This window comes from Belnapia sp. AC561 (assembly GCF_979252845.1).
In genome coordinates this window covers 1-23424 of the sequence record NZ_CEEDBP010000060.1, presented here as the reverse complement: position 1 = coordinate 23424, position 23424 = coordinate 1, and the positions used below count along the sequence as shown (strand labels likewise).

Genomic DNA, 23424 nt, shown 5'->3' with positions numbered 1-23424 from the left:
CCGGGCGGGCCGCGGCTGATGGACCTCAACCTTGCCGGCCGTGCCGCCATCGTCAGCGGCGCCAGCCGCGGCATCGGCCTCGCCATCGCCCAGCGCCTCGCCGCCGAGGGCATGCGCGTCCTGCTCGTCGCCCGCTCCGCCGAGGCGATCGAGGCTGCGGCCGCCGCCATGCCCGGCTGCGCCGCCTTCACCGCCGACCTGCGCGAACCGGCTGCCGCCGATGCCGCGGTGGCCGAGGCGGTCGCCCGCTTCGGCCGGCTTGACCTGGTGGTGAATTGCGCCGGCGCCACCCAGCGCGGCGACTTCGCCACCCTGAGTGACGAAATCTGGGCGGATGGCTATGCGCTGAAGCTTTTCGGCGCCGTCCGCCTGACCCGTGCCGCCTGGCCGCATCTGCGCGCCTCGGGCGGCACCGTGGTGATGATCGCCGGCGTCGGCGGCAAGGTCGCCAGCGCCGACTTCGCCATCGGCGGCTCGGTCAATGCCGCGCTGATGAACCTGACCAAGGCGCTGGCGGACAAGGGCGTGGCGGAAGGCGTGCGGGTGAACTGCATCAACCCCGGCAGCATCCGCACCGGGCGGCTGACCGGCCGCATCGCCACCGTCGCCCGCGAGCGCGGGCTGGACGACGAGGCCGCCGGCGCCGCCCTGGCCAAGGACACCGGCGTCGCCCGCTTCGGCGAGCCCGGCGAGATCGCCAGCATGGTCGCCTATCTCGCCAGCGACGAGGCCGGCTATGTCCAGGGCGCGATCCTGGACATCGACGGCGGCTGGGTGCGCTCTACCTAGGCCTCATCGCGCTGGCAGCGTCGCCAGCGCGCCCTGGAAGGCCTCCAGGGTCTGCGCCACGTCGCGGTCGTCATGCGCCAGCGAGATGTAGTACTTGCTGTCGCCCTTCAGGATGCCGCTGGCCCGCAGATGCGCGTTGACGTGCTTCTGCACCGCCGCATCGGCGCGCAGCGTGCCGCGGTAGTCGCGGACATCCTCGGCGGTGAAGACCACGTCGAAGAGCGGCGGCTCGCCGATCACCTGCGCCGGCACGCCGGCCCTGGCCAGCATCCCCGCCATCTCCCGCATCATGGTGCGGCCGGTCTCGAAGACCCCCTCGTAGGCGCCCGGCCGCCGCAGCACCGCCATCGTCGCCAGCCCGGCGACGGCCGCGACCGGATTGCCGGACAGCGTGCCGACCTGCATCAGGAAGCCGTCGTCGCCGACGATCCCGCGGTCGAAATGCGCCATGATATCGGCCCGCCCGGCGATCGCCGCCAGGGCGAAGCCACCGCCGATGATCTTGCCGAGGGTGCAGAGATCGGGGGTCACGCCGTAGTAGGTCTGGGCGCCGCCATAGGCGAAGCGGAAGCCGGTGACCACCTCGTCGAAGATCAGTGGGATGCCATACTGCGTGGCGAGGTCGCGCAGCCCCTGCAGGAAGCCCGGTGCCGGCGGGATCAGCCGCTGGAAGGGCTCGACGATGATGGCGCCGAGCTCGTCGTGATGCTCGGCGATCAGGCTGCGGGCCGTCTCCAGGTCGTTGAAGGGGGCGACCAGCACCTCCTCCTGCACCGATTTCGGAATGCCGGCGCTGTCCGGCACCGCATTCGGGAAATTCGCCAGGCTCTTCGGCGCCAGGCTCATCAGCCCCCAGTCGGACATGCCGTGGTAGCCGCCCTCGAACTTCAGGATGCGGTCACGCTTGCGGAAGGCCCGCGCCACCCGCAGCGCATACATGTCCGCCTCGGAACCGGTGCTGACGAAGCGGACCTGCTCGGCGCAGGGCAGCGCCTCGACGATCTCCTCGGCGAGGCGGATGCCATGCTCGTTGTTGGCGAAGAAGGTGGTGCCGAGCGGGATCTGCGCCTGCACCGCGGCGATGACATCCGGATGGCCATGGCCGATGAACATCGGGCCGGAGCCCAGCAGGAAATCCACGTATTCATTGCCGGAGACATCCCAGACCCGGCCGCCGCGCCCCTCGCGGATGATCATGTCCGAGGCGAAGTTGCCGAAGCCCCCCGCCGGCAGCACGCGCTTCGCGGTCTGCACCAGGGCCTGTTCGGACTCGCTGCGGGCCATCACGTTCATCGGGGCAAACTCCTTCGCTGCGCTGCGGCCAGCCTAGGACCCCGCCGCCGCCGGGACCAGCCGGATACGGTGCTCCGCCGCCGCCTCGATCGCCGCCCGGCTGAACAGCAGCGGCACGTACTCCTCCCGCGCCCAGAGCGGAAAGAGGTCGCGGTAATGCGGGCTGGCGGGATCGCCGGACTGGCCCGGGCTGTTGATAGTGAAGCTGGCGTCCCAGTCGCCGACATCCACCACCATCCGCCAGGAGACGCCGGAGACCACGCGGAAGTCCTTCGCCCGCCAGCCGTTGTTGTTGATGGTGAGGTTGGAGCCGCCCTTGGGTGCCGGCCCGGCATCGAGCCGCCCGGCCAGCTGCGGCGCCAGGCGCGACAGCGGATGCTCGAAATAGCCCTGGTGCAGCCGGCCCCAGGCCCAGCCCGCCGGATCCGGTCCGAGCAGCGCCGCGGCCTCGGCCCAGGCCGCCGCCAGGGTCCTGTCGAACAACGCCGCCCGGTCGGCGGCCGCGGCCGCCTCCACCAGCGCGAGGATGAGCTGCGTATCCGGCACGCCGACCATCGCCGCCATGCCCTCCGGCGCCCAGTCCCGCATCACGCCCGGGACCAGATGCTTGGCGAACCAGATCTCGAACAGCGCCGCCGGCCCGCTCTCGCTCCCCAGCCGGTGGTCCCAGCCGCGCAGCAGCGCGACCGCGGCTGAATCGCCGGCCAGCAGGGCACAGAGCCGCCGGGCCGGCACGCAGGTCACGTCGGTCTGCAGCCCCAGCGTCTCCGCGACGGACCACCGCCGGTCGCCGGCCAGCATCTCGGACAGCCGGTCGTAGCGTGCCGCATCGGTCCATTCGAAGCCGGTCTTCTTCTCCCGGTGGTCGTAATCCGCCGGCAGGTTCATCTGGTTGGCCGAGCCGAGCCAGCCGCAGTTCGGGTTCGCTGCCCGTGGCAGGTCCGAGGATCGCCGCAGCCCCGCCCATTCGTGCCGCCCGTCGCCCGGCACCGGCAGCAGCCCGTCCCAGCCCGGCCGGATCGGCACCATCCCCGCCGCCGCCCAGCCGATATTGCCCGCGACATCGGCCACGACATGGTTGGTCGAGGGCGCGCCCCAGCCCTCCAGCGCCGCCGTGTACTCCGCCCAATCGCGCGCCTTCAGGTAGTTGAGGCTGGCGAGATAGGCCGCCGTTCCCGGCTGCTGCCAGACGCTGCGCAGCGCATAGGCGCGGTGCCGGGCCGCATCCAGATGCAGCACCGGCCCATGCCGGGTGAAGAGCAGGACCACCTCGCGCGCCGCCTCCCCCTTCACTGGGATACTCTCGACCACGCGGCGCATCCGCTCCCAGCCCATGCCGTAGCGGTAGAGCTCCGGGTCCTCCGGGCTGAGTTCGTAGACGTAGAGGTCTTCCTGGTCGGTCGGATGGATCGTGAGGGAGAAGGCGATCCGGTCGTTGTGCCCGAGGCTCACCCCCGGCACCGCGGGCTCCCCGGCCCCGATCACGTCCAGCCCCGGCGCGGTCAGATGCGCGACGTAGCGCAGCGAGGGCTGCTCATGCACCCGGTGCGGATCGCTGGCGAGGATGGCCCGGCCGGTGGTGGTCCGCGACGGCGCCAATGCCCAGTTGTTGCTGCCGTGGTTCTCGGCGCCGAGCGGATCGGCCGGCTCCCCGGTGCCGATCGCATTCGGCTCCGTCGCCAGCAGATAGGTCCGCAGCACCTCGGGCGGGATCGGCAGCGCTTCCCATCCCTCGGGCAGGGTCGCCTGCCAGTCCGGCTGCAGCAGCTTGTGGAAGCGGTCGGCGGCGATGCCGAAGCGGGCGGCGATGTTGTTGCGCGCCACCTCGCTGTCGAGGTTGCGCACCCGCGCATGCGCCCGGCAGCGCACCACATCCTCGGCGGTCCAGCGCTGCGGCGTGGTTCCCAGCAGGCGGAATTCCAGCGGCAGGCGCGCCGCCTCCCGCCCCACCAGATCGACCCAGGCATTGATCCCGGCGGCGAAGGCGGTCGTCCAGGCCTCGGCGCTCGGCCCATACTCGGCCCATTCCGCCGCCATGTCGCCGCGGTAGAGCAGCAGCCGCGCCGCCCGGTCGCGCTCGACATAGGCGGGCCCGAGGTCGCCGGCGAGCAGCCCCAGCCCGCGCTTGCGCCAGGTGTCCATCTGCCAGAGCCGGTCGCGCGCGGCGTTGAAGCCCTGGGCGAAGAAGACCGCGGCCTCGCTGCCGGCGCTGATATGCGGGATGCCCCAGCGGTCCACCAGGATCTCCGCCTCGCCCGGCAGGCCGGGGACGGCGATGGTCTCGGTCGGGATGCTCATCAGTCAGCTCCGGTGCGGGTCGTCATGCGGCAGGATCGGCTGGATATAGTCCCGGCCCTTCCACTCCGGCGCCAATTGGCTGCCATCCTCCCGCGGCAGATAGGCCGAGGGCGCGCCAGCCGCGAGGTCCGGCACGTAGCGCGGGCAATTCGGGAAGATGTCGGTCACCGCCACCCGCACCAGCCGCCGCGCGCCGGGGATCGCCGCCAGCCGCGCCGCATCCTCCACCAGCGCCGCCCGGCCGCGCAGCCTGAGCCGCAGCGACCTGCCGTCGAAGGGCACGAAGAGCATGCCGATGCCCGGGCTCAGCCGGATGTTGCCCAGGCTGAGGTACATCGAATTGCCGTCGTAGTCGGGGAATTCCAGCTCGGCCGGGCCGGTGACGCAGACGAAGCCGGGTGGCCCGCCCTTGAAGCTGCAATCCACCGCGCCCTCGGCGGCGGTGGCGAGGAAGAAGAAGGCCGCCGCCTCGATCATGGCGACATGCTCGGGCAGGAAGCTTTCGGACCGCCGCCGCGCCTCCAGCGTATCCGCCACCCGGCGGCCGTCGTAGCGGTCCTGCAATTCGCGGTTGCCGGCATGGAACAGGCGCGACATGGGCAATCTCCGATCTTTCGGCCCCGAGCTTTCGCACCACTCTAACCGGCAACGGACCCTTGTCACGCGTCGCGCGCCGCCCCTACCATCCAGCATGCCGCGCTATTCCGCTTTCCGGATTGCCGCCGAGGGCCTTCGCGGCAATCGGGGATGGACCCAGACCTGGCGCAAGGCCTCGCCCCAGTCGGCCTATGACGTCATCGTCGTGGGCGGTGGCGGCCATGGCCTCGCCACCGCCTTCTACCTGGCGGAGGTGCATGGCATCCGCCGCGTGGCGGTGCTGGAACGCGGGCTGATCGGCCAGGGCAATACCGGCCGCAACACCACCATCGTGCGGTCCAATTACCTGCTGCCGGAGAACAACCGCTTCTACGAGAAGTCGCTCCAGCTCTGGGAAGGGCTCGAGCAGTCGCTCGGCTACAACGTGATGATGAGCCAGCGCGGCGTGGTGAACCTGTTCCACAACGACGCCCAGCGCAACGCCGCCATGCGCCGCGGCAATTCCATGCGCCTCAGCGGCATCGACGCGGAATTGCTGGACCGCGACGGCGTGAAGGCGATGTGCCCGCTGATCGACCTCGACAACGGCCGCTACCCGGTCATGGGCGGGCTGGTGCAGCGCCGCGGCGGCACCGCCCGGCACGATGCCGTCGCCTGGGGCTTCGCCCATGCCGCCGATGCCCGCGGCGTCGACATCATCGAGCATTGCGAAGTCACCGGCATGATCATCGAGGCTGGCGCCATCCAGGGCGTGCACACCACGCGCGGCGAGATCCGGGCGCCCAAGGTCGGGCTGGCCGTCGCCGGCCATACCACCACCCTGACGGACATGGCCGGCATCCAGGTGCCGATCGAGACGCACCTGCTGCAGGCCTTCGTCTCCGAGGCGCTGAAGCCGATGATCGATTGCGTCGTCACCTTCGGCGCCGGCCATTTCTACATCAGCCAGTCGGACAAGGGCGGGCTGGTCTTCGGCGGCGGGCTCGATGGCTACAACAGCTACGGCTCGCGCGGCACCCTGCGGGAGGCCGAGCACGTCTTCGCCGCCGGCGTCAGCATGATCCCGGCGCTCGGCCGGCTGCGCGCGCTGCGGTCCTGGGCCGGGGTGATGGACATGACGCCGGATGGCTCGCCCTATATCTGCAAGACGCCGATCCATGGCCTCTATATGACCGCGGGCTGGTGCTACGGCGGCTTCAAGGCGACGCCGGGCAGCGGCTGGTGCCATGCCTGGACCATCGCGCATGACGAGCCCCACCCGCTGAACGCCGCTTTCACCCTGGACCGGCTGCGCCAGGGCCGTGCGCTGGATGAACGGGGCAATGGCCCCTACCCCTGGATGCAATAACCGATGCGCATCCCCTGCCCCTATTGCGGCCCCCGCGACGAGGCGGAGTTCAGCTTCCGCGGCGATGCCGGCGTGCGCCGCCCGGCGCCCGAGGCGGATACCGAAGCCTTCTACGACTACGTCTATACCCGGGCGAACCCCAAGGGCTGGACGCTTGAGTGGTGGCAGCATGCCAGCGGCTGCCGCGCCTGGCTGCAGGTCCGCCGCCATACCGTGACGCATGAGATCAGCGCGGTGACGCCCGCATGACCCGGGGCATGACCCGGGGCATGAGCCAGCCGCATCGCGTCGCCGCCGGCGGCCATGTCGACCGCGGCACCCGCCTCGCCTTCAGCTTCGACGGCCGCCGCTACACCGGCCATGCCGGCGATACCCTGGCCGCCGCGCTGCTGGCCAATGGCGTCCGCCTGGTCGGCCGCAGCTTCAAGTACCATCGCCCGCGCGGCATCTTTTCGGCCGGCGTGGAGGAGCCCAATGCCCTCGTCGCGCTGCGCGGCGGCGCCCGGCGCGAGCCCAATACCCGCGCCACCGTCGCCGAGCTCTTCGAGGGCCTCACCGCCGAAAGCCAGAACCGCGCGGGCTCGCTCACCTTCGACCGCATGGCGGCGAATGGCCTGTTCTCGCCCTTCCTCGGTGCCGGTTTCTACTACAAGACATTCATGTGGCCCGCCGCCTTCTGGGAACGGGTCTACGAGCCGCTGATCCGCCGCGCCGCCGGCCTCGGCCGCGCCAGCGGCGTGCCGGACCCGGACCACTACGAAAGCGCCCATGCCCATTGCGACGTGCTGGTGGTCGGCAGCGGCGCCGCCGGCCTCGCCGCCGCCCGCGCGGCCGGTGCCACCGGCGCCCGCGTGCTGCTGGCCGAGCAGGATTTCCTCCTTGGCGGCGGGCTGCTGGCCGAACCGGCGCAGGAAGGCTGGCGCCGCGCCGCCATCGCCGCCCTGGCCGATATGCCCGAGGTCACGATGCTGTCCCGCACCACCGTCTTCGGCTTCTACGACCACGGCATCCTCGGCGCGATCGAGCGCGTCGCCGACCACCTGCCGGAACCGGCGCCGCACCAGCCGCGCCAGCGCTTCTGGACCATCCGTGCCGCGGAGGTCGTGCTGGCGACCGGCGCGCATGAACGCCTGATCGCCTTCCCCGGCAATGACCGGCCCGGGGTGATGCTCGCCGGAAGCGCTGCCGCCTATGCCCGCCGCTGGGCCGTCCGCGCCGGGGAGACCGCCGCGCTCTTCACCACCAACGACGCCGCTTATGCCAGCGCCTATGCCCTGGCCGAGGCCGGTGCCGCCGTCACCGCCATCATCGATCCCCGCGCCGATAGCCCCGCCATGCAGCAGGCGCGCGAGGATGGCTTCACCGTGCATGCGGGGCATGAGGTCTGCGGCACCATCGGCGGCCTCGCCCTGCTCGGCATCCGCCATCGCGGCCTCGGTCGTTCCGGCCAATCCGCCGCCCTGCCGGCCGACCTGCTGATGATCTCGGGCGGCTGGAACCCCGCCGTCCACCTCGCCAGCCAATCCGGCGCGCCGCTCACCTGGGATGAGGTTCGGCAGGCCTTCCTGCCCGGCGCCCCGGTGCAGCGGGAACGCAGCGCCGGCGCCTGCCGCGGCGTCTTCGGCATCGCCGCCGCCGCGGCCGATGGCGCGAGCGCCGGCACCGCCGCCGCCGAGGCCGCCGGCTTCAGGCCTGCCCCGGCACCCGATCTGCCCGAAGCCTTCGGCCTCAGCCACACGCCCTTCCCGCTCTATGAGGTGAAGGCCCGCGGCAAGGCCTTCGTCGATCTCCAGGACGACGTCACCGCCGCCGACATGCGCCTCGCGCATCGGGAAGGCTTCACCCATATCGAGCATGCCAAGCGCTACACCACCCATGCCATGGGCACCGACCAGGGCAAGACCGGCGGCATCGTCGGCGCCGCGGTACTGGCCGAAGCGCGCGGGGAGTCCATCGGCGTGGTCGGCCTGCCCCGCTTCCGCCCCTACACCACGCCCATCGCCTGGGGCGCCCTGGCCGGCGAGGGCGTGGGCCGCCATTTCCAGCCGACCCGCCGCACCGCCCTGCACCGCTGGCACGATGCCGCCGGCGCCGTCTGGATGGATGCCGGCGTCTGGAAGCGCCCGGCCTACTACCCCCGCGCCGGGGATGCCGACGCCTGGGCCAGCGTCATGCGCGAGGCCCGCGCCGTCCGCACCAAGGTCGGCGTCTGCGACGTCTCGACCCTCGGCAAGATCGACGTGCAGGGACCGGATGCCGCCACCTTCCTCGACCGCATCTACGCCAATACCTTCTCGACCCTGCCGGTCGGCCGCGCCCGCTACGGGCTGATGCTGCGGGAGGACGGCATCGTCCTCGACGACGGCACCACCAGCCGCCTCGGCCCGGACCGCTACTTCGTCACCACCACCACGGCCCAGGCCGGGCCGGTGATGCAGCACATAGAATTCCACCTGGCGTCCTGCTGGCCGGAGCTCGACGTCTCCCTCGCCAGCGTCACCGACCAATGGGCCACCATGTCCATCGCCGGCCCCCAGGCCCGCGCCACCATCGCCGCGGTCATCGGCGGCGTCGATGTCTCGGACGCCGCCTTCCCCTTCATGGCGGTCGCCGATTGCACCGCCGCCGGCGTCCCCGCCCGGCTCTTCCGCCTCAGCTTCTCCGGCGAGCAGGCCTATGAGATCGCCACCCCCGCCGGCTATGCCGAGCATGTCTGGCGCGCGGTGCTGGCCGCCGGCGCCGCCTTCGGCATCGAGCCCTATGGCGTCGAGGCGCTCGGCCTGCTGCGGATCGAGAAGGGCCATGTCGCCGGGCCGGAGCTGAACGGCCAGACCACGGCGGCGGATTGCGGCCTCGGCCGGATGCTGAAGAAGCGCGGCGACTTCATCGGCCGCGCCCTGGCCCAGCGCCCCGGCCTGCTGGACCCCTCGCGCCCCCGCCTCGTTGGCCTGCGCAGCACCGATCCCGCGAGGCAGATCAAGGCCGGCAGCCATCTGGTCGAGCCCGGCAGCAGCACCAGCCTCGGCTGGATCACCAGCGTCACCCGCAGCGTCGTGCAGCCCGGCTGGATCGGCCTCGCCATGCTGCGCGACGGCGAGGCCCGCATCGGCAGCACGCTGACCGCCGCCAACCCGCTGTTCGACGAAGCCGTGCCGGTCACCATCTGCAGCCCGCACCACTACGACCCGGAGAATGCCCGTGTCCGCGGTTGAGCCCATCGCCCCGCTGGCCGGCTTCATCCCACCCGGCCTGCCCGGCCCTGCCCCGCTGCGCCTCACCCTGCCGGCGCGGGAGCTGGTGCAGGTCACCGCCCGCCGCGGCGCCACGCCCGCCGGCCTGGGCCTGACCCTGCCGCCGCCCGGCGCCAGCGCCACCGCCGGCGACGTCACCGCGCTCTGGATCCAGCCCGATGCCTGGCTGCTCTCGGCCCCCCGCGCGGGCGAGGGCGCGCTCCTCGCCCGCGCGGCGCCCTTCGCCGCCGGCGCCGCGCTGGTGGACCAGTCGCATGGCCGCTGCACCCTCGGCCTCGCCGGCGCCAGGGCCCGTGCGGTGCTGGCCAAGGGCTGCCGCATCGACCTGCATCCCCGCGCCTTCGGCCCCGGCCGCGTCGCCTCCACCCAGATCGCCCATCTCTCCTGCCTGCTGCACCAGACCGCCGCGGATGCCTACGACCTGATCGTCTTCGCCACGCTTGCCGCCAATGCGCTCGAATGGCTGACCTCGGCCGCCGCGGAATACGGCTACGACCTCGCCTGACCGATTGCGGCCGGCGGAGCGCGCATGCCATGCTGCCGCTCCCCGGCGACGGAGTGGCAAAGCACGGTGACCGCCTCCGACGCCGCTCCGCCGCTGCTCTCCGTCCGGCACCTCACTGTCCATATCCCGGACCCGCCGCATGTGCTGCGCGCGGTCGACGGCATCTCCTTCGACCTCGGGCGCGGCGAGACCCTCGGCCTGGTGGGCGAGAGCGGCAGCGGCAAGACCATGACCGCCATGGCGCTGATGCGCCTGCTGGAGCCGCCCCTTTCCGAACTGCCGGCCGGCGAGGTGCTGCTCGACGGCACCGACCTCATGCACCTTCCGGAAGCCGTCATGGCACGGCTGCGCGGCCACCGGATCTCGATGGTCTTCCAGGAACCGATGACCTCGCTGAACCCGGTCATGCCGGTCGGCGCGCAGATCGCCGAGCCGCTGCGCCGCCATCTCCGGCTCGGCCGCGCCGAGGCCCAGGCGCGGGCGGAGGCCATGCTCCACCTCGTCGGCATCCCCGCCCCGGCCCGCGCCGCCGCCTCCTGGCCGCATGAGCTGTCGGGCGGCATGCGCCAGCGGGTGATGATCGCCATCGCGCTGGCCTGCCGCCCCGCCCTGCTCATCGCCGACGAGCCGACCACCGCCCTCGACGTCACCGTCCAGGCGCAGATCCTCGAGCTGCTGGCCGGCCTGCAGCAGGAGTTGGGCACCGCCGTCCTGCTCATCACCCACGACCTGGCCGTTGTCGCGGAGACCGCCCATCGCGTCGCCGTCATGTATGCCGGCCGCATCGTGGAAACCGGCCCCACCGACCAAATCTTCGCCGCGCCGCGCCATCCCTACACGCAAGGCCTGCTCGCCAGCATCCCCCGCATCCTGGCCGAACCCGAACCCTGGCTGCACGAGATCCCCGGCATGGTCCCGGGCGCGGCCGAACGCCCGCACGGCTGCGCCTTCGCCCCGCGCTGCGCCCGCCTCGTCTCCGGCTGCATCGCCGAGGCGCCGCCGCTCCGCGGCGAGACGCATCTGGCCGCCTGCTGGAATCCGCTGGATGGCTGAGCCGCCGCTGCTCGAGGTCCTGGACCTCAAGGTCCATTTCCCCCAGCGCGGCGGCTTGCTGCGCCGGCAGACCGGCCTCGTCCGCGCCGTGGATGGGGTGACGCTCACCGTCGCCCGCGGCGAGACCCTGGCCATCGTCGGCGAAAGCGGCTGCGGCAAGACCACCACCGGCAAGGCGATCCTGAAGCTGGTGAACCCCACCGCCGGCGCCATCCGCTTCGGCGGCCAGGACATCGCCGGGCATTCCCGCCGCGCCATGGCGCCCTTCCGCCGGCGCATGCAGATCATCTTCCAGGATCCCTATGCCAGCCTCAACCCGCGGATGAACGTGGCCGGCATCCTCGGCGCCCCCTTCGCCATCCACCGCATCGGCACCGAATCCGACCGCGCCGACCGCATCACAAGGCTGCTGCGCCTGGTCGGCCTGCCGCCCGAGGCGGCGCAGCGCTACCCGCATGAATTCAGTGGCGGCCAGCGCCAGCGCATTGGCATCGCCCGCGCCCTGGCGCTGGATCCGGAACTCATCATCGGCGACGAGCCGGTCAGCGCCCTCGACGTCTCCATCCAGGCGCAGATCATCAACCTGCTGCGCCGGCTGCAGCAGGAGATGCGGCTCTCCTATATCCTGATCTCGCACAACCTCGCCGTGGTCAGCCATGTCGCCGACCGCGTCGCGGTCATGTACCTCGGCCGCGTGGTGGAAACCGCGCCGCGCGCCGCGCTGTTCTTCAACCCGCAGCATCCCTATACCCGCGCCCTGCTCTCGGCGGTGCCGGAGGCGATGCCAGGTGGCGCCCGCCGCCGCCAGGTGCTGGCCGGCGATGTCCCCAGCCCGGCGCATCCGCCGGCCGGCTGCGGCTTCCACCCGCGCTGCCCGCTCGCCATCCCGCTCTGTGCCCAGGTCGCGCCGAGCACCCGCGACCTCGGCGGCGGCCATGGCGTCGCCTGCCACATGGTGGGCGCATGATCGGCTTCATCCTCCGCCGCCTCGCCCAGGCGGTGCCGCTGCTGATCGGCGTCTCGCTGATCGGCTTCGGACTGATGCATCTGGCGCCCGGCGGCCCGCTGGCGATCTACACGCTGAACCCCTCGATCCAAGTGCAGGACATCGAGCGCATCAAGGCCGTCTTCGGCCTCGACCAGCCGGTGCATTTGCAATACCTGAAATGGGCCGCGGGCATCTTCACCGGCGACTGGGGCAATACCTTCTTCGGCGGCCGCCCGGTGCTGCATGTGGTGCTGGAACGCCTGCCGGCGACCCTGCTGCTGATGGGCAGCGCGCTCTCGGTCGCCATCGTGCTCGGCCTCGGCATCGGGGTGCTGGGCGCGGTGAAGCGCTACAGCGTCTTCGATGCGCTGGCGACCAGCGGCGCGCTGTTCGCCCTGTCCTTCCCCACCTTCTGGTTCGGGCTGATGGCGATCTACGTCTTCGCCATCGAGCTGCGCTGGCTGCCCTCCGGCGGGATGTTCGAGCTGGGCGAGGAGGGCGACGTGCTGTCCCTGCTGCGCCACCTGGTTCTGCCGACCCTGGTGCTCGCCCTGGTCATCACCGCCACCTGGTCCCGCTATGCCCGCAGCGCCTTCCTCGAGGTGCTGGGCCAGGACTTCATGCGCACCGCCCGGGCCAAGGGCCTGCCGCTGTCCGCCCGGCTCTGGCGCCATGCGCTGCCGAATGCCGCCAAGCCGCTGATCGCCCTGCTGGGCGTGGAGCTGCCCTTCCTCTTCTCCGGCGCGCTGGTGACCGAGACCATCTTCGGCTGGCCCGGCATGGGGCGGCTCTTCGTCGATGCGCTGGGGATGAAGGAATATCCGGTGCTGATGGGGCTGATGATGTTCACCGGGCTTTTCGTCATCGCCGGCAACCTGCTCGCTGATATCGCCATCGCCGCCATCGATCCCAGGGTTCGGCTATGATGGTACGCCTGTGATGCAGTCACGCGTCTGGCGCCGCTTCCGTCGCCACCGCCTGGCGCTGGCCGGCGGGCTGGTCGTCGCCCTGCTGCTGGCCGCGGCGCTGTTCGCGCCGCTGATCGCGCCGCAGGACCCGACGCTGCTGGACACGCGGCTGCGCTTCCTCGCGCCCTTCGCCGACCCTTCCTTCCCCCTCGGCACCGATGAGCTCGGCCGCGACACCCTCTCCCGCCTGCTCTACGGCGGCCGCGTCTCGCTCACGGTCGGCGTCGTCGCCATGCTGACCACGGTGCTGACCGGCGCGCTGGTCGGCATCCTCGCCGGCTACCTCGGCGGCTTCGCCGATGCGCTGCTGATGCGCTTCGTCGATACCATGCTGTGCTTTCCCCAGGTCTTCCTGCTGCTGGTGGTCGCCGCCTTCGTCCCGCCGACGCTGGTCTCCATCTCCCTCGTCATCGGCCTCACCTCCTGGATGGAGGTCAGCCGCATCGTCCGGGCGGAGATCCTGCAGTTGAAGGAACAGGATTTCATCGCCGCCGCCCGGGCGCTGGGCGCCTCCCCGGCGCGGATCATGGTGAAGGAACTGCTGCCGAATGCAGCCGCGCCCATCCTCGTCGCCGCGACCCTGAAGGTCGCCAGCGCGGTGCTGATGGAAAGCTACATCAGCTATCTCGGCTACGGCGTACAGCCGCCACTGGCGAGCTGGGGCAACATGCTGACCAATGCCCAAGGCTATCTCGATACCGTCCCCTGGCTTGCCATCTTGCCCGGCGCGGCCATTACGCTCACGGTAATGGGGTTCAACTTCCTGGGCGACGGGCTGCGCGATGCGCTCGACCCGCGCCTGCGCATGGACCGATAGGAGAGACAGGGCATGACAGGGCTTCTTCTGCCGCGCCGCGGCGCGCTGCTCGCCGGCCTCGGCCTGCTCGCCGCCCCGTCGGTCCATGCACAATCATTGAACCGCGACCGGGTGATCCTGGCGATGACGCAGGAGCCGGTGCAGTTCAACCCGCTGCTCTACGTCAATGCCGGCACCGAGAACGTGCCCGAGGCCTGCCTCTTCGATGCGCTCTGGGACGTCAACGACAAGGGCGAGTTCATCCCCAACCTCGCCGTGCAGGTGCCGAGCCGCGCCAATGGCGGCATCTCGCCCGATGGCCTGACCTGGAAGGTCGCCCTCAAGCGCAACGTGAAATGGAGCGACGGCCAGCCCTTCACCGCCCGCGATGTCGAGTTCACCTACCAGACCATCATGAACCCCGCCGTCGCGGTCCGCTCGCGCTCCGGCTTCGACCTGATCAAGGCCTTCCGCGTCATCGACGACCACAGCATCGAGATGGAACTCGCAAAACCCTTCGTGCCCTTCCTCTGGGCCTGGCAGAACATGCACATCGTGCCGATGCATATCCTGGCGAAGGAAGCCTCGGTGCAGACCGCCGCCTTCAACAGCAACCCCGTCGGCACCGGGCCCTACCTGCTGCGCAGCCGCACCGCCGGCAGCCACATGGTCTATGAGCGCAACCCGAACTACCACCGCGGCGCCCCGCGCATCCGCCAGTTCATCCATAAATTCGTCCCCGACCAGCAGGTCGCCTATGGCCAGGCCCGCACCGGGGAGGTGGATCACTTCGCCCTCGGCGGCGTGCCGCCCGACCGCTGGCCGGAAGCCCGCGCCCTGCCCGACCGCGACTTCTTCTCCTACCCCAGCCCCAACGTGCAATTCGTCTACTACAACTGCGGCAAGCCTCAATTCGCCGATCCCAAGGTGCGCCGCGCCCTGACCATGGCGCTCGAGATGCAGAAGTCGATCGACGACATCTACTTCGGCACCTGGCCGCGCAGCCTGTCGTACCTGCAGCCCAGCCACTGGGCCTACAACAACGATCTGCGGGACTACACCGCCGATCCCGCCGGCGCCGAGAAGCTGCTGGACGAGGCCGGCTGGCGCCGCGGCGCCGACGGCATCCGCGCCAAGGACGGCGTGCAGCTCAAGTTCACCATGTCCACCACCGCCGGCAATGTCGCCCGCCAGGGCTGCCAGGCGCTGTTCCAGCAGAATTGGAAGCGCATCGGCGTGGAAATGGAAATCCGCAACATGCCGGCCAGCGTGGTCTGGGGCGAATACACCACGCAGAGCAGGTTCGACACGCTGCTGGTCGCCTGGGACCCGACCGTCGGCCTCGACCCCGACTATACCGCCCGGACCCATTCCAGGATGATCCCGGCCAAGCACCGCCAGGGCAGCAACTACGTCCAGTACGAGAATGCGGAGGTCGACCGCCTGCTCGAACTCGGCGTGACCCAGACCGAGCAATCCGAGCGCATCGCCACCTACAAGCAGGTCCAGGCCATCCTGCATGAGGAGGTCCCCTTCGCCGCCCAGGGCGGCTCGGTGCAGGGCCATCTGAAGCGCAGGCAGCTCCAGGGTCCGGTCGCCAACCAGTATGTCACCGACATCACCTGGAACGTGCAGGACTGGCGCTGGGCCTAGCCCGCGCTACAGCGGCAGGGCTTCCCAGCCCTGCCGCGCCCGCCAGTCCCGCGGCAGGTTGCCGAAGCGCGACAGCTTCAGTTGCGACAGGTCGGCGAAGTCGCAGTCCCCCTGCGTCACCAGCTGCGCGATCGCCCGCCCCGAGGCCGGCGACAGCCCGAAGCCCACCGAGGACATCGTCGCCACCACCACATTCCCCGGATCCTCCAGCCGGTCGAGGATCGGCCGCCCATCCGGCGTATTCTCGATGATCCCGCCCCAGCTGCGGATCACCCGCACATGCGCCGCGCCGGGAAACATCTCGGTCAGCCGCCGCGCAAGGCTGGCGAGCACCGGGGTATTCACCGCCCGCGGCGTCGCATCGCCCTCCATGTCCAGCCACTCATGCGGCCCGCCGCCATAGGCGAGGTTGCCCCGCAGGGTCTGCCGCCCATAGAGCCCGTTTCCGTCGATGCCGCCATGCGGGATGGGCGGCAAGGGCTCGGTCACGATCATCTCGGCCCGGGCCGGCGCCACCGGGATGCGCTGGCCGAAGCGCTCCGCCAGCCGTGCGGTATGCGGCCCGGCGGCCAGCACCACCGCATCGCAGCCGATCTCCCCGGCGCTGGTCTCGACCGCCACCGCCTTGCCGCCGGCGGTGCGGATGCCGGTGACGGTGGTATGCTGCAGCACTCGCCCGCCATGCCGTTCCACCGCCCAGGCATAGGCCTGGGAGGTCCGCTGCGGATTGGCATGGCCGCCATAGCGCCAGAAGACGCCACCCACCGCCTGCGGCCCCACCCAGGGGCAGAACTCCCGTAGCTGCGCCGGGTCCAGCGCCTCCGCGGCGAAGCCCTGGTCCGTCGCCAGCACCGTGCTTTTCCAGACGCGATCGAGCTGGCCCTCGTCCAGCGCCACCTTGATCCGGTTCGGCCGCCATTCGGTGGGATGGCCCAGCAACGCATCCATCATCGGCCACAACCGCTGCTCCTCCCGGAACAGCGGGCTGTACGGATGGGTGCAGCCGCCGCCATTGCGGCCCGAGGCCTCCCAGCCGACGATGCCCTTCTCCACCACCGTCACCGCATGGCCTTCCCGCGCCAGCCAGAAGGCGGTGGAAAGCCCGGTGACGCCGCCGCCGATGATCACGATCATTCCTGCGACCCCTGGCTCAGCCGCCCGCCGATGAACTCCGGATTGTCCGGCACCGGTTCCCAATGCGGCAGCCATTGCCCGGCGATACCGAACCAGCCGGTCCAATTCTCCCGCAGCGCCGGGTCCTCCTCCAGCGCCGCCAGCACCGCCAGCGGCAGCGGCCGCAGCGGCGCCCGGTGGCTGGCATGCGGTACGGTGCCGAGGGCGGCCTGCACCGCATCCCGGCAGCGCCGCCCCTGGCAGGCGCCCATGCCGGCGCGGGTCAGCCGCTTCACCTGGTCCTGGTTGAGCGCGCCCAGCGCCTCCAGCCCCGCCCCTGGCCCCTCGGCGGCCAGGTAGCGCGGCGGCCGCAGCGCCCGCAGATCCTCGGCCAGCACCTCCTCGCAGGCGCAGACCATGGCGCCGGGCGCGGCCAGCGCCGCCGCCATCCAGGCCGCCCGCGTCGCCGGCGCGGTGCCGGCGGCATCGCCCACCAACGTCACCAGCGGCGTCTCCGCGGCGACATAGCCACCGCGAGCCGCGTCCCAGCCGATGGCGCAGCCCAGCACGTCCGGCAGTTCCAGGTTCGGCACCACGTCGATCGCCAGCACCACCGTATCGCAGGCCACGCTGCCGCCGGCCCAGGCCAGAGCCTCGACCTCCAGCGAACCCTCGATCCGCAGCGGCCCGGGATCCCGCGCCTCGGCGACCACCGCCAGCCCCGCTTCCCGCGCCGCCGCCGCCACGCCCGCCGCCAGCGCCCCGCCGCCGACCACCGCCACCCGCCGCCCGGCGAAGGCGCCATAGAGCCGCAGCGCCGCGTCGAAGCCGCGCGCCCCCATCACCCCCGGCAGGGTCCAGCCCGGCAGCGGCACCACCACGTCCCGCGCCCCGGTCGCCACCACCAGCCGGCCGAAGCCCACCAGCCAGGCCGTCCGCGTATCCGCCAGCCCCAGCACCGGCTGCACCAGGGTCCGGCTCGCCACGCCCTTCACGAAGCCGCCCCAGACCGAGGTCCCGAGGCTCACCTCCACCCCCGCCTCCATCGCCGCCAGCAAGCCCGGCCGCGCCGCGACGACGCGCTCCTCCATCCGCTGCGGGTTCTGCACCGCGGCATCCAGCCGGCCGCCAAACAGCCAGGGCACATCCATGCCGATCAACCCGGGGTCCAGCGGATGCTCATCCACCAGCAACACGGAGGCACCGTCCCGTCGCGCCGCCAGGGCGGCGGCGATGCCCGCCTCCCCCGCCCCGGCGACGACGACGTCGAAGCCCGCGCGGAGCGGGAAGTGCTTGCCGGCCAGGGAGGTGGGATCGCTCATTCCCGCATGGTGCGACAGGCGGCGGCGTCGGTGAAGCCTCTTCGCTGCCCGCAAGCCGGGCAGGGTTTGCCATGCATCACGGCAGCCTGCCGCCGCCATCCCGCGGCTGCCGCCATCGCAGGCACGGCATGACGATTGCTTGACCCTGCCGCACTGGCCCCGACCACGCCCCGTGGACCGCGGCCGCAACGCGGGGAGAATGCGCGATGGCAGGACAGATCTGGAGCCTCGGGCGGCGTGCCGTCCTCGGCGGCTTGGCCACGGCGATGCTGGCGACGCCGGCCCTGGCGCAACGCGCCGAGCCCTGCATCGGCGCCTCCTGGGAGATGACCGGCCCGCTCGCCAACAACGGCGGGATGCTGCGCATCGCGGTGGAGACCGCGCTCGAGGAGATCAACGCCGCCGGCGGCGTGCTCGGCAAGCCGCTGAAGCTCGTCATCTACGACGACGTCGGCGAACCCGCCCGCGCCGTGGACAACGGCCGCCGCATCGGCGAACGCGACAACTGCGTCATCATGATTGGCGGCGGCCGCACCCCGAATGCCATCGCCCTGCGGGAGCCGCTGGCCGAGATGGGCCTGCCCTGGATCGGCCCGATCTCCGCCGGCACCACGGTGATCGAGCACCAGAATGGCCAGAACGAATGGATGTTCCGGGTCTCCATGAAGGACCGCTGGGTCGGCGGCTACCTGGTCGACCAGGCGCGCCAGCGCAGCCAGTCCGGCAAGATCGCCTTCGTCTACGAGGGCACCGCCTGGGGCCAGGGCGCCCTGCCGGATGTCGAGGCCGCCGCCCGCCGCGCCAACATCACCCTGGCGGGCAAGGAGACCTTCAACATCGGCGACCAGGACATGTCGGCGCAGATGATCCGCCTGCGCGATGCCGGCGTCGATACCGTCATCCTCTGGGCGGTGGACCGCGAGAGCGCCAACATGCTGCGGTCGATGGACCGCATCGGCTACAAGCCGAAGATCGTCTCCGCCTGGGGCCTGACCACGGCCTTCGCCACCGCGGTCGGTCCCCTGGCGGAGGGTGTGATGGTCGCCGGCACCTTCAACTGGAACGGCACCCTGCCGCCGCGCGCCGCCCAGGCCTTCGCCGCCATGCAGAAGAAATTTCCCAACCAGATCCGCACCACCGCGGACCTGCAGCTGCCCTCCGCCATGGGCAATGCCTACGACGCCACCTACCTCATCGCCGAGGCACTGAAGCTGGCCGGCGCCTATGACCGCACCAAGCTGCGCGATGCGATGTTCCGGGTGAACTATACCGGCATCGTCGCCGACTACCGCCCCGCCTTCATCCGCGGCAACCAGGAACGGATGGATGCCATCCTGCCCGAGGCCTACAAGATGCAGGCCTTCCACAACGGCGTGCTGATGCCGATCGAGGCCACCCCCTTCGGCATGCGGAACTAGGCAACCCGCCATGGAAGCCGTGATCCAGTACCTGCTGACCGGGCTCTCGGTCGGCAGCGTCTATGCGATGGTGGGCCTCGGCTTCTACGTGATGTTCAGCGCGGCCAAGGCGGTGAACTTCACCTTCGGCGATATCTTCATGCTGGGCGCGGTCTTCACCGTCCTGCTCATGGACCAGGGCCTGCCGCTGCTGGCCGCCGCCCCCCTCGCCATCCTCGCCGCCGCGCTGGCCGCCGCGGCGATCGAGCGCGGATTCGTCCGCCCCTTCAACCGGGAGGCCAATGCCGTCGGCTGGATGCTGACCACCATCGCGGTCGGCACCATGATCGAGGCCGCGACCACCGCCCTCTTCGGCTCCAACCCCCGCGGCTTCGCCACGCCGCTGACCGAGCATCCCATCCGCATCGCCGGCGCGGGCATCTACCCGCAGGAATTGCTGCTGCCGGTGGCGCTGCTGGCGGTCGCCGGCGGCCTCGAATTCTTCTACCGCCGCACCCTGCTCGGCCGGGCGATGCGGGCGGTCGCCTACAATCGCACCGCCGCCGGGCTGGTCGGCATCGATGCGGACCGCATCACGCTGATGGCCTTCGGCCTCGCCGGCATCCTCGGCTCGCTTGCCGGCGTGCTGATCGGCCCGGTGATCCAGGCCAACTCCACCATGGGCGCCATCATCGGGCTGAAGGGCTTCCTCGTCGCCATCATCGCCGGCATCGCCAATGCCCGCGGCGTCGTTGTCTGCGGCGTGCTCTACGGCATCGCGGAGAAGTTCATCGAGGGTTATCTCTCGACCGCGGCGCGCGATGCCATCGGCTTCACCCTGATGGTGCTGCTGCTGCTGATCTTCCCGCAGGGGCTCTTCGGCAAGAAGGAGTTCCAGAAGGTATGAGCCGCCGCCTAATCACCGGCGCGGTCATCGTCCTGCTGGTCGCTGCCCTGCTGATCTTCCCCTATATGGGCGACGTCCTCGATATCCGCTTCCCCACCAGCTACGAGCTGCGGCTGCTGATGCGGGCGATGATCCTCGCCATCGTCGTCATCGGCCTCAACATCCTGGTCGGCTATGCCGGCCTCGTCTCGCTCGGCCAGGCCGCGCTGATGGGCGTCGGCGCCCATGCCGCGGCGCTGCTCTCGCTCCGCGCCGGCTTTCCCTTCGCCGCCTGCATGGTCTTCGCCGTCGCGGTGCCGGCGCTGATGGGCGCCATGCTCGCTTACCCCACCGTCCGCGTCCGCGCCCTGTACCTGACGGTCATCACCATCGCCTTCGGCTTCGTCTTCGTGAACATCCTGCGCGAATGGGTGTCCTTCACCGGCGGCGCCTCCGGCCTCGCCAGCCTGCCGCGACCGACGATCCTCGGCACCCGGCTGATGGCGACGCGGGTCGCCGGCTTCAACTACTACTACCTCATCGCCGGCTGCCTGCTGCTGGCGCTCTGGGTGCAATACGCGCTGGCCAAGTCCCGCTACGGCCGCGCCATGCGGGCGACGGCGGAATCCGAGAACGCCTCCCGCGCGCTCGGCATCAACGTCACCGGCATCCGCACCCTGGCCTTCGCAATTTCCGCCAGCTTCGCCGGCCTCGGCGGTGGGCTCTTCGCCAATCTCGCGCTTTTCGTGAACTACGAGAGCTTCACCTTCAGCGCTTCCATCGAATTCCTGCTGATGACCATCCTCGGCGGCAGCGGAACCCTCGCCGGCCCGCTGGTCGGCACCGGCGCGCTCTTCCTCGCCTCCCAGGCGCTGCAGGGGTTGCAGGAATGGCAGACCTTCGCCTATGGCGCACTGCTCGCCCTGGTGCTCTTCCTGATGCCGGACGGCATCGTCGGGTCGCTGGCCAAGCTGCGCGCCCGGCTCTTCTCCCGCGCCACCGGGGATCGCGCCACCGGCGCCTGGCCCCATTTCGTCCCGGGCTTCGAGGCCCTTGCGACCGAGCGCGACGCCCCCGGCCAGGCCAGCCTCATCACCCGCGACCTCACCCTGCGTTTCGGCGGGCTGACGGCGGTCGGCCATGTCTCGATGGAGGTGCAATCCGGCACCGTCCATGCGCTGATCGGCCCCAACGGCGCCGGCAAGTCCAGCCTGCTCAACATCGTCTCCGGCTTCTACAAACCCACCTCCGGCGAGGTGACGCTCTTCGGCGAGAAGCTCGGCGACCGCCCGCCCTATGCCCTCGCCCGCCTCGGCATCGCCCGCAGCTTCCAGAATACCGAGCTTTTCGGCCGCATGACCGTGCTGGAGAACGTCCTGGTCGGCTGCCACATCCGCTACCGGTCGGGCTTCGCCGAGACCATCCTCCGCCTGCCCCGCTTCCTCGCGGATGAGCGCGCGATGCTCGCCCAGGCCCGGCTGCTGCTCGACGTCGTGGGCCTTTCGGAATTCGCCGAGGAGCAGGCCCGCAACCTCCCCTTCGGCCATCAGCGCCGACTGGAGATCGCCCGCGCCCTGGCGCTGCGCCCCAAGCTTCTCCTGCTGGACGAACCCGCCGCCGGCCTCACCCATGGCGAGATCGAGGACCTGATCAGGCTCATCCGCGGTCTCGCCGATCGCGGCATGACCATCATCCTGGTCGAGCACCACGTCGAGATGATCATGGCCGTCTCCGACCGCGTCACCGTGCTCGACCACGGCGAGGTCATCGCCGATGGCCCGCCCGCCGCGGTGCAGCAGAACCCCGCCGTCATCGAGGCCTATTTCGGCCACGGCACCCAGCAGCTGGGAGCCGTCGCATGAGCGCCCCCCTGCTTTCCGTCAGCGGCCTCCGCGTCTCCTACGGGCGGATCGAGGCGGTGCGCGGCGTCGACCTCACCGTCGCCCCCGGCGAGTTCGTCGGCGTCATCGGCTCCAACGGCGCCGGCAAATCCTCCCTCATGCGCGCCGTCTCCGGCGTGCTGAAACCCGCCGCCGGCCAGGTCCGCTTCGATGGCCAGGACGTCACCGGCGAGCGCAGCCACCGCATGGTCGCCCGCGGCCTCGCCATGGTGCCGGAAGGCCGCATGGTCTTCGCCGACCAGTCGGTGAAGGACAACCTGCTGCTGGGCAGCTACAGCCGCATCCGCTCGGACCCGACGGGCGTCGCCGCCGACCAGGAGCGCATCCTTACCCTCTTCCCCCGCCTGCGCGAAAGGCTGGACCAGGAAGCCGGCACCCTCTCCGGCGGCGAGCAGCAGATGCTCGCCATCGCCCGCGGCCTGCTCTCCCGCCCGCGCCTGCTGGTGATCGACGAGCTGTCGCTGGGCCTGGCGCCGCTGGTGCTGGACATGCTCTTCCCGGTGCTCGGCACCTTGAACCGGGAAGGCCTCTCGATCCTGCTGGTCGAGCAGATGGCGAGCTACGCGCTGGCGGTCACCCACCGGACCTATGTGATGGAGAATGGGCGGGTGCTGTTCGACGGGCCATCGAGCGAACTCGCCAATGATCCGCGGGTCTTGGACGCCTATCTCGGCAGTCGTCACTGAAGGCAGGTTGGGGACGCTGTCCCCAAAGCCCCTGCCAGGGGACGGGCGTCCCCTGGACCGGCCGAAGTCAGGCCATGGCGGGCCAACGATCCACCCAGGGCGATGCCTGCTCCAGCCTCCGCGCCAATTCCAGCACCAGCGCATCGCCGCCGAAGGGCGCGACGATCTGCACCCCGATCGGCCGCCCATCCGGATGCGGCCTCCCCGGCACGCTGATCGAGGCCAGTCCCGCCGCATTCACCCAGCCGCAGAACATCCCCTGCGTCGCCGGCGTCAGCCCTGGCGGCGCCTCGTCCTCCGCCTTCCAGGCCGGCGCCGACCCGGTCGGAATCACCAGCGCATCGTAATCGCCCCAATCCGCCGTCACGCCGGAGCGGAAGACCGCCAGCCGGTCCATCGCTTCGACATAGGCCGTCGCCGGCAGCGCCATCCCCCGCTCCGCCACGCCGCGGATCTGCGCCGTGACATCCTCCCGCCACCGGTCCGGGAAGCGCGCCACCACCCGCGCCGCCCCCGCCGCCGTCAGCACCCCCCAGACCTCCCGCAGCAACGCCAGGTCATACGGCGCCGCCACCTCCAC

20 protein-coding genes are annotated in these 23424 nt (G+C 71.1%); 14 read left to right on the top strand and 6 right to left on the bottom strand.

Translation table 11 applies throughout. The annotated features are described in order from the left end of the window. The coding region (locus AC0IW9_RS28530) for an SDR family oxidoreductase (protein WP_471651693.1) at positions 1–789 on the top strand (789 nt) is incomplete at its 5' end. Between the two features lie 3 nt (positions 790–792). On the opposite strand, the gene AC0IW9_RS28525 is transcribed toward AC0IW9_RS28530, so the two are convergent. The 3 genes from AC0IW9_RS28525 to AC0IW9_RS28515 are packed head-to-tail and all read right to left on the bottom strand — an operon-like array spanning position 793 to position 4977. Beyond that, positions 793–2082 (bottom strand): aspartate aminotransferase family protein, encoded by a 1290-nt coding sequence (locus AC0IW9_RS28525; RefSeq protein WP_471651692.1) that lies wholly within the window; start codon positions 2080–2082, stop codon positions 793–795. Between the two features lie 33 nt (positions 2083–2115). Continuing rightward, positions 2116–4380 (bottom strand): penicillin acylase family protein, encoded by a 2265-nt coding sequence (locus AC0IW9_RS28520; RefSeq protein ID WP_471651691.1) that lies wholly within the window; start codon positions 4378–4380, stop codon positions 2116–2118. Positions 4381–4383: 3 nt separating this feature from the next. Further along, a complete protein-coding gene (locus AC0IW9_RS28515; RefSeq protein ID WP_471651690.1) occupies positions 4384–4977 on the bottom strand; it encodes a pyridoxamine 5'-phosphate oxidase family protein in 594 nt (197 codons plus the stop codon). A 94-nt stretch (positions 4978–5071) separates the two neighbouring features. Here AC0IW9_RS28515 and AC0IW9_RS28510 point away from each other — a divergent pair, with 94 nt between their 5' ends. From AC0IW9_RS28510 to AC0IW9_RS28470, 9 genes are all read left to right on the top strand, one after another. Then, on the top strand, positions 5072–6325 hold the full coding sequence (locus AC0IW9_RS28510; RefSeq protein WP_471651689.1) for a sarcosine oxidase subunit beta family protein: 1254 nt from the start codon (positions 5072–5074) through the stop codon (positions 6323–6325). 3 nt (positions 6326–6328) lie between these two features. Further along, positions 6329–6574 (top strand): sarcosine oxidase subunit delta, encoded by a 246-nt coding sequence (locus AC0IW9_RS28505; RefSeq protein WP_471651688.1) that lies wholly within the window; start codon positions 6329–6331, stop codon positions 6572–6574. A 20-nt stretch (positions 6575–6594) separates the two neighbouring features. Further along, positions 6595–9537, top strand: coding sequence for a sarcosine oxidase subunit alpha family protein (locus AC0IW9_RS28500; protein WP_471651687.1), 2943 nt, complete (start codon positions 6595–6597; stop codon positions 9535–9537). After that, positions 9524–10081: a sarcosine oxidase subunit gamma gene (locus AC0IW9_RS28495; RefSeq protein ID WP_471651686.1), complete on the top strand. Its 558-nt coding sequence runs from the start codon at positions 9524–9526 to the stop codon at positions 10079–10081. The genes AC0IW9_RS28500 and AC0IW9_RS28495 overlap by 14 nt, the downstream gene beginning before the upstream one ends. Positions 10082–10147: 66 nt before the next feature. Continuing rightward, positions 10148–11134, top strand: a complete 987-nt coding sequence (locus AC0IW9_RS28490) for an ABC transporter ATP-binding protein (protein WP_471651685.1) — start codon at positions 10148–10150, stop codon at positions 11132–11134. Beyond that, positions 11127–12101: an ABC transporter ATP-binding protein gene (locus AC0IW9_RS28485; protein WP_471651684.1), complete on the top strand. Its 975-nt coding sequence runs from the start codon at positions 11127–11129 to the stop codon at positions 12099–12101. Before AC0IW9_RS28490 ends, AC0IW9_RS28485 begins: the two co-directional genes overlap by 8 nt. Then, on the top strand, positions 12098–13048 hold the full coding sequence (locus AC0IW9_RS28480; protein WP_471651683.1) for an ABC transporter permease: 951 nt from the start codon (positions 12098–12100) through the stop codon (positions 13046–13048). Before AC0IW9_RS28485 ends, AC0IW9_RS28480 begins: the two co-directional genes overlap by 4 nt. 13 nt (positions 13049–13061) lie before the next feature. Continuing rightward, positions 13062–13907, top strand: coding sequence for an ABC transporter permease (locus tag AC0IW9_RS28475; RefSeq protein WP_471651682.1), 846 nt, complete (start codon positions 13062–13064; stop codon positions 13905–13907). Positions 13908–13919: 12 nt separating this feature from the next. Continuing rightward, positions 13920–15539: a peptide ABC transporter substrate-binding protein gene (locus tag AC0IW9_RS28470; protein WP_471651681.1), complete on the top strand. Its 1620-nt coding sequence runs from the start codon at positions 13920–13922 to the stop codon at positions 15537–15539. A 6-nt stretch (positions 15540–15545) separates the two neighbouring features. On the opposite strand, the gene AC0IW9_RS28465 is transcribed toward AC0IW9_RS28470, so the two are convergent. Then, on the bottom strand, positions 15546–16673 hold the full coding sequence (locus tag AC0IW9_RS28465; protein ID WP_471651680.1) for an NAD(P)/FAD-dependent oxidoreductase: 1128 nt from the start codon (positions 16671–16673) through the stop codon (positions 15546–15548). Further along, the gene (locus AC0IW9_RS28460; RefSeq protein WP_471651679.1) at positions 16670–17974 is read right to left on the bottom strand and encodes an FAD-dependent oxidoreductase; all 1305 of its coding nucleotides are present in this window, start codon (positions 17972–17974) and stop codon (positions 16670–16672) included. Before AC0IW9_RS28460 ends, AC0IW9_RS28465 begins: the two co-directional genes overlap by 4 nt. 206 nt (positions 17975–18180) lie before the next feature. Between AC0IW9_RS28460 and AC0IW9_RS28455 the strand changes: the two genes are divergently transcribed. The 4 genes from AC0IW9_RS28455 to AC0IW9_RS28440 are packed head-to-tail and all read left to right on the top strand — an operon-like array spanning position 18181 to position 22844. After that, complete coding sequence (locus AC0IW9_RS28455; RefSeq protein ID WP_471651678.1) at positions 18181–19392, top strand: ABC transporter substrate-binding protein; 1212 nt, start codon at positions 18181–18183, stop codon at positions 19390–19392. A gap of 10 nt (positions 19393–19402) precedes the next feature. Then, positions 19403–20278 carry a branched-chain amino acid ABC transporter permease gene (locus AC0IW9_RS28450; RefSeq protein WP_471651677.1) on the top strand — a complete coding sequence of 292 codons (876 nt, stop codon included), beginning with the start codon at positions 19403–19405 and terminating at the stop codon, positions 20276–20278. Continuing rightward, positions 20275–22119: a branched-chain amino acid ABC transporter ATP-binding protein/permease gene (locus AC0IW9_RS28445; protein ID WP_471651676.1), complete on the top strand. Its 1845-nt coding sequence runs from the start codon at positions 20275–20277 to the stop codon at positions 22117–22119. Before AC0IW9_RS28450 ends, AC0IW9_RS28445 begins: the two co-directional genes overlap by 4 nt. Beyond that, positions 22116–22844 (top strand): ABC transporter ATP-binding protein, encoded by a 729-nt coding sequence (locus AC0IW9_RS28440; protein ID WP_471651675.1) that lies wholly within the window; start codon positions 22116–22118, stop codon positions 22842–22844. The genes AC0IW9_RS28445 and AC0IW9_RS28440 overlap by 4 nt, the downstream gene beginning before the upstream one ends. Before the next feature lie 67 nt (positions 22845–22911). On the opposite strand, the gene AC0IW9_RS28435 is transcribed toward AC0IW9_RS28440, so the two are convergent. Next, positions 22912–23424, bottom strand: a 513-nt coding sequence (locus AC0IW9_RS28435) for an amidase family protein (RefSeq protein ID WP_471651674.1), incomplete at its 5' end; no start/stop codon positions are given.